Origin of the sequence: Mesorhizobium sp. B2-2-4 (genome assembly GCF_006442375.1) — a bacterium.
Lineage (GTDB): Bacteria > Pseudomonadota > Alphaproteobacteria > Rhizobiales > Rhizobiaceae > Mesorhizobium.
This window is the reverse complement of sequence record NZ_VFWB01000005.1, coordinates 508,057-518,139: the sequence shown is the minus strand read 5'-3', so window position 1 is coordinate 518,139 and position 10,083 is coordinate 508,057. Positions and strand designations below refer to the sequence as shown.

Sequence of the window (10,083 nt, the reverse complement as noted above, 5' to 3'; positions counted from 1 at the left end):
AATATCGGCTTCGGCCTCAAGGTCCGGCAGGGCTCGACGCGGCCGCCGGCGCAGGAGATCCGCCGCCGCGCCTCCGAGCTGCTCGACTTGGTCCAGCTCTCGGGCCTGGAAAAGCGCTATCCGGCGCAGCTATCCGGCGGCCAGCGCCAGCGCGTCGCGCTGGCGCGCGCCATGGCGATCGAACCCAAAGTGCTTCTGCTCGACGAGCCGTTCGGCGCGCTCGATGCGCAGGTGCGCCGGGAACTGCGCCGCTGGCTGCGCGACATCCATGACGCCACCGGCCACACCACCGTCTTCGTCACCCACGACCAGGAAGAGGCGCTGGAGCTTGCCGACCGCGTCGTGGTGATGAGCCAGGGCCGCATCGAGCAGGTCGGCACCGCCGACGACATCTATGACAGGCCGAACTCGCCTTTCGTCTATGGCTTCATCGGCGAATCGAGCTCGCTTCCCGTCAAGGTCGAGAATGGCGAGGTCTGGCTCGCCGATCGCCCGATCGGGCTGTCGGCGCCGGAGGCCGCCAGCGGCAACGCCAGGCTGTACTTCCGCCCGCACGACGTCGAATTGCTGAGCGGCTGCTCTGGCTGCATCGCCGGCACGGTGGTCGCCAGCCGCCGCGTCGCCGGCACCCGCCGGGTGGAACTCGAGATCGGCGGCGAACGCCAGCGCGTCGAGATCGAGCTGCCCGTCGACCATCCCGCGGCACAGAAGAGCCGGGTAGCGTTCCGCCCGGGCCGCTGGAAGCTGTTTCCGGCGGCTTGATATTAGACCGAGCACTACTCCAGCCAGTTCTCGATCTTCAGGTTGCGGATTCGCATGAACTCGCCCGTATTGGCCGTTACCAAAGTGATGCCCATAGCGCAGGCGTGCGCAGCAATAAAAAGGTCGTTATGGCCAATGGGTTGGCCGGCGGCCTCCAGCTCTGCACGAAGGGCGACATACTCTGCATCCGCCGGCACATCGAGCGGCAAGACCGGAATCTCAGCCAGCAATTGCTCGACTTTTTTGAGCAGCTTGGTTGATCCCTTCCTGGCACAGCCATATCGCAATTCCGAGGCCACCACGATACTTGTGCAAATGGCGTGGTCTCCCTCGCGCTCCACTGCATTGGCGGCTTTGCCAGCCGGATTTCGGATCATGTCACTGATGATGTTGGTGTCCAGCATGAACCGCATCAAAAAATGTCCTCGGATTCGACTGGCGCATCATTGATTTCGGGAAGATTGTCCTCGGGGCCGAGCGGCGGCTCGTTTGCCCATTGGGCGAGCAACGCGCCGAGCCCAGCTTTGCGGATCGGCTCAATGACAAGGCGGTCGCCTTCACGGCTGATCAGGACCTTCTCGCCGGGGAGCTCGAACTCGACAGGAATGCGCACCGCCTGGCTGCGGTTATTGCGAAACAGCTTCGCCTCCTTCGACGGCCGTGTTGTTGAATGGCGGTGTTGGGGCATGGTTGCCTCCTTTGTATATGCATATTGGGCGGAACAAAATTCTAATGACAGCGTTCATGACGACATTTTTTCTTACGGTGGCACCGCGAAACTATTGCACGTGCCTCGTCGGGCAAGTGGCGCAGGACTATGGTCAGGTGATTAAGCACTACACGGAGTCTTATTTCATGAAGCGATTTCTCCTCGGCGTCGCCACCGTCGCCGGCCTGTTCCTCGCATCTTCCCAAGCCTGGTCTGCCGACAAGCTGCTCAACGCCTCCTATGACGTCGGCCGCGAACTGTTCGTCCAGGTCAACAAGGCATTCATCGAGAAGCACCCGGGCGTGAGCATCGACCAGTCGCATGCCGGCACCTCGGCTCAGGCACGCGCCATCGCCGAAGGGCTCGGCGCTGATGTCGTCACCTTCAACCAGGTCACCGACATCGACTTCCTGGTCAAGAAGGGCCTCGTCTCGGCCGACTGGCAGAAGGATTTTCCCGACAACGCCTCGCCCTTCTATTCGCTGCCGTCCTTCCTGGTGCGGGCGGGCAACCCCAAGCACATCAAGGATTGGAACGACCTGGTGCGCGACGACGTGCAGGTGATCTTCCCCAACCCGAAAACCTCGGGCAATGCGCGCTACACCTATCTGGCGGCGACCGCCTACGCCAAGGAGGCCTTCAAGGGCGACGACGCCAAGGTGAAGGAATTCATCACCAAGTTGTTCAACAACGTGCCGATCTTCGACACCGGCGGGCGCGCAGCCACCACCACTTTCGTGCAGCGCGAGATCGGTGACGTGCTGATCACGTTCGAATCCGAAACCCGCGGCATCCGCAAGGAGTATGGCGACGACAAATTCGAGCAGGTCACGCCTTCCGTCAGCCTGCTGGCAGAATTCCCGGTGGCGATCGTCGACAAGGTCGCCGACGAACATGGCACGCGTGATCTGGCCAAAAGCTATCTCGATTTCCTCTATACGCCCGAGGGGCAGGACATCGCCGGTGACAATGGCCTGCGCGCCCGCGACACGGCCGTCGCCGCCAAACACAAGGCCGACTTCCCGGACGTGCGCCTGCTGACGGTGGAAAACGTCTTCGGCGGCTGGGACAACATCCAGAAAGAGCATTTCGCCGCCGGCGGCCTGCTCGACCAGGCCTATGGCAGCCGATAAGGTTTTCGCGGCGCGATAGCACGTTACGGTAAGCAAATCAGGAAAGCCGGCGCTTTGCCGGCTTTCGCCGTTTGCGGCAAAATATGGCAAATACGACGCCAGCCGCGCAAAAGGTTACGAAGAATCAACGCGTTTGCGCCTAACGTGCCGACAAATCGGCTTGTTCGCGAAACGGCAGCGCTCCACAAGCCCCGTCATCATTTGCACACAAACAGCCGCCAGATGCGGATTGTTGGGGCTTCATGGGTTGACTCGGGCATGCTGACTAAAAAAGGCAAATACGGCCTCAAGGCCCTCGTGCATCTGTCCGGCTTGCCGGCTGGCCAATTGGCCTTCGTCAACGACATCGCGGTCGCCAACAACATCCCGAAAAAATTCCTCGATGCCATTCTGGGCGAGCTGCGCAATGCCGGCTTCGTCCAGAGCCGCAAAGGCAAGGAAGGCGGCTATCGCCTCGCCCGCCCGGCCTCGGAGATCAAGATCGGCCATGTGGTGCGTGTGCTGGACGGGCCGCTGGCGCCGATCCCATGCGCCAGCCGCACGCAGTATCAGCGCTGCGAGGATTGCGACGAAGCGACGTGCCAGGTCCGGCACATGATGCTCGAGGTGCGCCAGGCAATCGCCGAGGTGCTGGACAACCGCAGCCTTGCCGCCATGCGCGATGCCGACAATGATGATTTTCCGGTCGAGTTGACGTCGCAGATCTAGATCCTGCGCATGCGCCGCACTTGCCGGCGTAAGTCGCATGCCGGTATGGCGCCGATCAAGGTTCAGAACCGCCGCGTCATGCGCACCGCCTCGGCGACGAGGTCGGCGATCGGGCGCGTCGCATCGAGCGTCAGCGCCCGCTCATCCGCCGCCGGTGGCTCGAGAATGGCGAATTGGCTGTCGACCAGGCTTGCCGGCATGAAATGGCCCTTGCGGCTGGCGACCCGCAGCCTCGCCATGGCCGGATCGATCTCCAGGTAAAGGAAGACGATGTCACGGCGGAAGCCGCGCAGTCGTTCACGATAGCTTCGCTTCAGCGCCGAGCAGGCGGCGACAACACCCTGCCCTTTGCCGGCCGAGGCCGCGATGCGCTCGCCGATCGCATCGAGCCATCCCTCGCGCAAAGTGTCTGTCAGCGGCTCGCCTCTGGCCATGCGTGCGACGTTTTCCGATGGATGCAGCCGGTCGCCTTCGATGAAGACGGCGCCCAGTCTCTCCGCGAGCGCCATGCCGACGGCCGACTTGCCGCAGCCGGCGACGCCCATTGCCACGATGACCGGCGCCGGCCCGTTGGTGCCTGTCGGCGATTGAACTGTCCTTTCCGCCACGATGGTCTAGCGGCTTGCCGGCGCGCGGCCGTAGAGCAGCAGCATGGCGACGATGACGACGCCGTAGATGATCTGCCTACCCGCCTCCGGCATCTGCATGACCGACAGTATGGATTGCAGGAGCGTGATCAGGATGACGCCGGCGACAGTGCCGAGATAGGAGCCGCGCCCGCCAAGGATCGAGGTGCCGCCCAGCACGACGGCCGCGATCGACGGCAGGAGATAGGCGTCGCCCATCGACTGCGCCGCCTTGGAGGCGTAGCCGGCAAGCAGCACCCCGCCGAAGGCGGAGAGCCCGCCGGAGACGGCAAAGGCGATCATCACCACGCGCCTTGTGTCGATGCCGGAGAGGTAGGCGGCACGCTCGCGGTTGCCGATGCCGTAGACGGTGCGGCCAAAGCCGGTGCGGGTCAGAACGAACACCATCGCGGCGCCGATCAGCGCCCAGATGATGACCGCGTTGGGAACTCCCGGAATGGCAAAGCCGGTAGCCAGGTAGCGCATGGCGCCGGTGGCCGAATCCTGGGGCGAGAAGCCGCCGGTGTAGACCACCATCAGCCCTTGCGCGACGGCGTTGGTGGCGAGCGTGATGATCATGGAGGGAATGCGCAAATAGGCGACGCCGATGCCGTTAACGATGCCGATCAGCACCCCGCACAAGATGCCGAATGGAATGGCCAACGCAACGCCGGCCGGGCCATAGGCGGCCGCAGCGCAAGCCATCATCGCGCCCGCCGCCACCGACCACGGCACCGACAGGTCGATCTGGCCGAGCAGGATGACCAGCATCATGCCGGTGGCGATGACGCCGAGAAACGAGGCCACCTTGAGCTGCTGCAAGAGATATTCAGGCGACAGGAAGCTGCGCGAATAAAGACTGCCCAGCAGGAGCAGGACCACGATGCAGGCAAAGGCCGTCAACACCGCGGGATCGGCGCGGCGAATGAATTTCGGCATGCGGCCGGCGAGGCCACCCAATGTCGTCTCGCTCACAGGAACCACTCCAGCCGGTTGCGGACCCGAAACAGGGCGAAGGCGCCGAGGCTGACGGCGATCAGCAGGATAACGCCCTGGAACAGCGGCTGCCACAGCGGATCGAAATCGAAGACGAACAAGAGATCGCCGATGGTGCGGAAGGCGAGCGCGCCGAAGATCGCGCCGATGGCACTCCCCTTGCCACCGAACAGCGAGACGCCGCCCAGCACCACGGCGGCAATGGAAAACAGCGTGTAGGAGTTGCCGCTGGCATAGGCCGCTTCGCCCGTATAGGTGAAGAACGTCAGGAACAGGCCGCCGATCGAGGCCAGCAGCCCCGCCAGCGTATAGGCTGCGAACTTGCCGCGCCGGATGGGCACGCCTGACATGTAGGCCGCCATTTCCGACGACCCTGCCGCATAGGCCGCGCGGCCAAGCACCGAACGGCTGAACGGCACCCAGATCACCAACACGACGGCCAGGAGCACAACCATGCTGGCCGGCACCACGTCAAACACACGGCCCGTCAGCGCGTCAGCCAGATCCTCGTTGACCGATCCGCCCGGGAACGGCCGCAGTAGAAGCCCGATGCCATAATAGACCGCGCCGGTGGCGATCGTGGCGACGATCGGCTGCAGCCGCCCGTAGATGACGATGGCGCCGTTGATCGCCCCGCACAGCAGTCCGACGGCCAGCACCGCCAACACGCCAAGCGCCGTCTGCACCGGCGTGCCCACCACCAGCCACGAGGCCAGGCAGTTGGTCAACAGGAAGATCATGCCGACGGAAAGGTCGATGCCCGCGGTGATCACCACCAGCGTCTGCGCCATGGCGACGAAGGCCAGCAGCACGCCCTTGTTGGCCGCCGTCTGCACGACATTGGCGGTGAAGCCGGCCGGATGGTTCGCGGTGTAGATGACGAACATGACGATGAAGATGCCAAGCGCCAGCAGCGTTCCGCGCTGCTCCGCCAACCAGTAGCGCCAATCCTTCACGCCAAAATCCCTTTCACGCGTTCGCTCCCCGGTTCACCGGGCTATCCCCGCCAGGCATGTTGAGCGCGCTTGATATCAGAGCCCGTTCGGTGATTTCGGCGCCCACCAATTCGCGCTTGACCGCCCCGTCATAGAGCACCAGCACACGGTCGCAGCAGCCGATCAGCTCGTCATAGTCGGTCGAATAGAACAGGATTGCCGCCCCCGCGTCCGCCAGCTTGCGCATCAGCTGATACAGCTCCTGCTTGGTGCCGACATCGATGCCGCGCGTCGGATCGTTGAGCAGGATGATGCGCGGCTGGCGCATCAGCCATTTGGCGATGACGACCTTCTGCTGGTTGCCGCCCGACAACGCGCCGACCGGAATGTCGAGGCCGGCCGTCTTGATCGCCAGCAGGCCGACCATGTCGTCGATAAGCCGCTGCTCGGCGGCGCGGTCTATTATGCCGCCTTTCGACAGCCGGTCGAGCGCGGCGAAAGACAGGTTCTCGCGCACCGTCATCGGCAGCATCAGGCCTTCGGTCTTGCGATCCTCGGGAATGAGCGCCATGCCGATGCCGTTCTCGCGTGCGGCGGCGGGGCTGGCGATGCCCACTGGCTTACCGTCGACCAGGATCTGGCCGGAAAGGCCACGCAGGACGCCGAAGAAAGCGAGCAGCAATTCGCGTTGGCCCTGCCCGTCGAGGCCGCCGAGGCCGACCACCTCGCCTGCCCTGACCGACAGCGAGATGTTGTGCAGGCGATCCGTCCAGGAGAGCTTGCGGGCTTCGAGCACCGGCGCGGTGGTGGCCGGCGCGAATGTCGGCTTGGGCGGGAAGATATGGCTGTATTCGCGCCCGATCATCAGTTCGACGACTTCACTGTCGCTCTTCGAGCCGGCGGGATAGCTGGCGACATTGCGGCCGTTGCGGAACACCGTGCACTGGTCCGCCAATTCGGCGATCTCGTTCATGCGGTGCGAGATGTAGAGCAGCGCCAGCCCTTCCGAACGCAGCCGCTTCAGCACAGCGAAGATCTTCGACACATCCGCCGCCGTCAGTGCCGAGGTCGCCTCGTCGAGGATCAGGATGCGTGGCTTCCTGGCCAATGCCTTGGCGATCTCGACCATCTGCCGGCGTGACAGCGGCAGGTCCTTGACCAGCGCCAGCGGATGAATGTCGGATGCTCCCGCACGCGCCAGCGCGTCCTCGGCGATGCGCCGCTGCGCCTTGCGGTCGATCATGCCGAAGCGTTTCGGCGGATCGGATATGACGATGTTGTCGGCGACGCTGAGTTCGGGAATCAGCGACAACTCCTGGAAGATGCAGACTATGCCGGCCTTGTTCGCGGCGCCCGGCGAGGCGAAGGTCGCCTCTCGCCCGTCCAGCACCATGCGGCCCTCGTCGGGCGCAACGACGCCCGCCATGATCTTGATCAGCGTCGACTTGCCGGCGCCGTTTTCGCCGAGGATGGCGTGGATGCTGCCGGCCTCGACCGACAGGTCGGCCTTCTCCAGCGCCCGCACGCCGCCATAGCGCTTCGATATGCCTTCCATGCGCAAGAGCGGAGCCGCACCGTCCATCAACCCTCCCAGGGCGCTCGAACATTTAAGAACCGGCGCCGCGGCTTAGCCGCGGCGCCGAAACGATATCCACTGGAAACTACTGATTTTCCTTGGTCTGACCCATGATTTCCTGGGCGCTGAAGTTGATGCCGCAGGTTGGGAAGGAGTTGCCGACGAAGAAATTGTCCGACTCTTTCGGGAAGTAATCCGTGCCTTCCTTCATGTTCGGATCTTCGGCGATCGCCAGCGGCAGCTTCACCTCTTGCGGCACCACTTCGCCTTCGAGCGCTGCAATCGCGGTCTTGATGGCGACGGCGACCTGGGCCGGGCCCGAGCCCGCGGAAGAGCACTTCAACCCGTCGGCCGAATGCGCCGCGCAGAACTTGCGGAAGCCGTTTTCGGTTTCACCGCCAAAGGGCACGAACGGATGCTTGGCATCGATCATCGCCTGCACGATGCCGGTGTCGCCGCCCTGGCCGGTGATGCCGTCGAATGGCCCGTTGGTAGCGATCGCGTCGGCGGTGACCTTCTGTGCCACGCCGTCGTCCCACTTGCCGGCGACTTCGGTGACGTCCCATTTCTTGCCGGAAGCGTCGAGCACCTCGTGGATGCCGTTGTGGCGATCGGTATCGACGGAGGTGCCGGCAACGCCGCGCACTTCGAGAATCTTGCCGCCATTCGGCACCTTCGCGACCAGCCATTTGGCCCACAATTCGCCGAGGCCCTTCTGGTCCACATTGACGTTGATGGCATCCTTGGTGTCGAGGATGTTGTCGAAGGCGACCAGCACGATGCCGGCCTGCTTGGCGCGCTTGATGACCGGGCCGAAAGCAGTTGGGTTCTGCGCGTCGGTGACGATCGCGTCATAGCCGGAATCGATGAAGTTGTTGATCGCCGAGATCTGCGCCGGCACGTCCTCGCCGGTCGAGACGACCTTGAATTCCTTGATCTTGGCTTTGACGTCCGGCTGGGCGGCATAGGCCTTTGCGGTCTGCACCATCTGGATGCGCCAGGTGTTGGCGATATAGCCATTGGCGAAGGCGATGCGGTATGGGCCTTCCTTTTTGGGATATTTGAAGAATTTCGTGTCCGCGCTCCAAGGCGCGAAGCAGTCGGCTTGGGCGGCCGGGCCCGGCACGATCTCGGGGCCGGCGGCCATCGCGGCCGAGTTGAGCATGACGAATGCGCTGGCGGCAACGATGCCACCTACCAGTGACTTGATCATCGATAATCCTCCCATTTTGTAATTCTGACGTCGTTTCGCGATGTGAATTTCGCACGGTCGGCTCCGGCTCCTCCTGCCTTGCCGCACCTGCCTTTCCGATGGCCAATGGTCTATGCGATGCCTCCTCCCCCGTCGTTCCCAAGTTGCTGGGAAAATAGCATATTATACATAATAAACAAGAATTAGTTGTCGCTCATGTATAATAGACAGGCGCCGTACCGTTGCATTTCTCTTTCCTGTCCGACGACGACGGTAGCGCTACCATGAACGGTGTGTAAAGCGCCCTTTCTCTTGATCGCGAAAGCGTGTTCAGCGCGCCGTGCTCTCGCGGCGCATGAGTTCGAAACCGAGATCCACGACGCGCTGCTGCGGAGGCTCGCCTCCTATCGCCGCCAGCGCCATGGCCACTGCCCGCCGTCCGATCTCGTAGCGGGGCGTGCGGATGCTGGTGACGGAGGGAAACGCCACCTGCATCATGTCGAGATCGTTGAAGCCGACGATGCCGATCCTCTTGGGCACACCGATCGAAGCGCGATGACACTCGAACAGCGCGCCTAGCGCGATGTCGTCATTGTTGCAGAATACGCCGTCGAGCGTCGGCATCTTGGCCAGCGCGTCGCGGAAAAGTTCGCGTCCCAGCGTCACACTGGACGGCACCGGCGTGGTGGTGATCAGTCGTGGATCGAACAGGCCGGCTTTCTCCACTGCCATGCGGTATCCGGCCAAGCGCCGCTGCGAGCGCGGATCCATGCGCGCGCCGATGAATCCGATGCGGCGGTACCCCGCTTCGAGCAGATGCTCAGTCGCCGCCCTGCCCCCGTCCAGATGCGAGAAGCCGACCATCATATCGACCGGGTCCGGGCCGGTTTCCATGACCTGGACCACCGGGCAGCCTGCATTCTCCAGCAGTTTTCGCGAGGCCGGCGTCTGGTCGATGCCGGCCACGATCAGCGCCGCCGGCCTTTGCGGCCCGAACACCTGCAGCAGCCGTTCTTCTTCGAGGCCGGAATAGTGGGTGTTGCCGAGCTGGATGCGGAAGGCGCTATCCGACAGGCTGTCATAGATGCCACGCACCACCTCGGCAAAGACGTTGTTGGTAAGCGACGGCACCAGCACGCCGAACACCTCGGCGCGGGCCGAGGCCAGCGCCCGCGCGTTGGGATCCGGCACGTAACCGAGCTCGTCGACGGCGGCCTGGATCTGGCGGCGCAGGTCCTGCGAGACCCGCTCCGGCTCGCGCAAGGCGCGAGACACGGTGATGGCGCCTACGCCCGCCTTGCGCGCGACGTCTGATATGGTCGGGCGGCCGCCGCCTCGGCGCGAGCGCGGCTTGATCAAGGACAGGCTCCATGCGGTGCGTGGCCGCCAAGGCGCTGCCGCAATACGATCGACGTTGCTGTCGCCATTTCACCAGCCTGTGCCGCA

11 protein-coding genes are annotated in these 10,083 nt (G+C 63.7%); 3 read left to right on the top strand and 8 right to left on the bottom strand.

The window, feature by feature from the left end:
- Positions 1–762 (top strand): sulfate/molybdate ABC transporter ATP-binding protein (locus FJ959_RS16085; RefSeq protein ID WP_140630803.1); only part of this gene is annotated, 762 nt, incomplete at its 5' end.
- A 14-nt stretch (positions 763–776) separates the two neighbouring features.
- On the opposite strand, the gene FJ959_RS16080 is transcribed toward FJ959_RS16085, so the two are convergent.
- On the bottom strand, positions 777–1,175 hold the full coding sequence (locus tag FJ959_RS16080; protein WP_140630800.1) for a type II toxin-antitoxin system VapC family toxin: 399 nt from the start codon (positions 1,173–1,175) through the stop codon (positions 777–779).
- Complete coding sequence (locus FJ959_RS16075; RefSeq protein WP_140567536.1) at positions 1,175–1,450, bottom strand: antitoxin; 276 nt, start codon at positions 1,448–1,450, stop codon at positions 1,175–1,177. Before FJ959_RS16075 ends, FJ959_RS16080 begins: the two co-directional genes overlap by 1 nt.
- Before the next feature lie 167 nt (positions 1,451–1,617).
- On the opposite strand from FJ959_RS16075, the gene FJ959_RS16070 reads away from it, so the two are divergent.
- Both FJ959_RS16070 and FJ959_RS16065 read left to right on the top strand, forming a co-directional pair.
- On the top strand, positions 1,618–2,604 hold the full coding sequence (locus FJ959_RS16070) for a sulfate ABC transporter substrate-binding protein (RefSeq protein ID WP_140630797.1): 987 nt from the start codon (positions 1,618–1,620) through the stop codon (positions 2,602–2,604).
- 258 nt (positions 2,605–2,862) lie between these two features.
- Entirely contained in the window at positions 2,863–3,312 is a 450-nt protein-coding gene (locus FJ959_RS16065; protein WP_013530871.1) for an Rrf2 family transcriptional regulator, read from the top strand.
- Between the two features lie 62 nt (positions 3,313–3,374).
- Here FJ959_RS16065 and FJ959_RS16060 read toward each other — a convergent pair whose 3' ends face one another.
- The 6 genes from FJ959_RS16060 to FJ959_RS16035 form a co-directional block, all read right to left on the bottom strand.
- Positions 3,375–3,857, bottom strand: a complete 483-nt coding sequence (locus FJ959_RS16060) for a gluconokinase (protein WP_140516289.1) — start codon at positions 3,855–3,857, stop codon at positions 3,375–3,377.
- A gap of 69 nt (positions 3,858–3,926) precedes the next feature.
- Entirely contained in the window at positions 3,927–4,913 is a 987-nt protein-coding gene (locus FJ959_RS16055; RefSeq protein WP_140499839.1) for an ABC transporter permease, read from the bottom strand.
- Positions 4,910–5,890: an ABC transporter permease gene (locus FJ959_RS16050; protein WP_140499841.1), complete on the bottom strand. Its 981-nt coding sequence runs from the start codon at positions 5,888–5,890 to the stop codon at positions 4,910–4,912. Before FJ959_RS16050 ends, FJ959_RS16055 begins: the two co-directional genes overlap by 4 nt.
- 13 nt (positions 5,891–5,903) lie before the next feature.
- Positions 5,904–7,451 carry a sugar ABC transporter ATP-binding protein gene (locus FJ959_RS16045; protein WP_140515833.1) on the bottom strand — a complete coding sequence of 516 codons (1,548 nt, stop codon included), beginning with the start codon at positions 7,449–7,451 and terminating at the stop codon, positions 5,904–5,906.
- 79 nt (positions 7,452–7,530) lie between these two features.
- Positions 7,531–8,658, bottom strand: coding sequence for a sugar ABC transporter substrate-binding protein (locus FJ959_RS16040; protein ID WP_140515835.1), 1,128 nt, complete (start codon positions 8,656–8,658; stop codon positions 7,531–7,533).
- Positions 8,659–8,967: 309 nt separating this feature from the next.
- Positions 8,968–9,996, bottom strand: coding sequence for a LacI family DNA-binding transcriptional regulator (locus FJ959_RS16035; protein ID WP_140499846.1), 1,029 nt, complete (start codon positions 9,994–9,996; stop codon positions 8,968–8,970).
- Positions 9,997–10,083: the final 87 nt, after the last annotated feature.

Excerpts from the sequence above, each read along its gene's own strand:
- FJ959_RS16040 (WP_140515835.1), bottom strand. The coding sequence starts at position 8,658 with ATGATCAAGTCACTGGTAGGTGGCATCGTTGCCGCCAGCGCATTCGTC.
- FJ959_RS16065 (WP_013530871.1), top strand. The coding sequence starts at position 2,863 with ATGCTGACTAAAAAAGGCAAATACGGCCTCAAGGCCCTCGTGCATCTG.
- FJ959_RS16080 (WP_140630800.1), bottom strand. The coding sequence starts at position 1,175 with ATGCGGTTCATGCTGGACACCAACATCATCAGTGACATGATCCGAAAT.
- FJ959_RS16070 (WP_140630797.1), top strand. The coding sequence starts at position 1,618 with ATGAAGCGATTTCTCCTCGGCGTCGCCACCGTCGCCGGCCTGTTCCTC.
- FJ959_RS16075 (WP_140567536.1), bottom strand. The coding sequence starts at position 1,450 with ATGCCCCAACACCGCCATTCAACAACACGGCCGTCGAAGGAGGCGAAG.
- FJ959_RS16045 (WP_140515833.1), bottom strand. The coding sequence starts at position 7,451 with ATGGACGGTGCGGCTCCGCTCTTGCGCATGGAAGGCATATCGAAGCGC.
- FJ959_RS16060 (WP_140516289.1), bottom strand. The coding sequence starts at position 3,857 with ATGGGCGTCGCCGGCTGCGGCAAGTCGGCCGTCGGCATGGCGCTCGCG.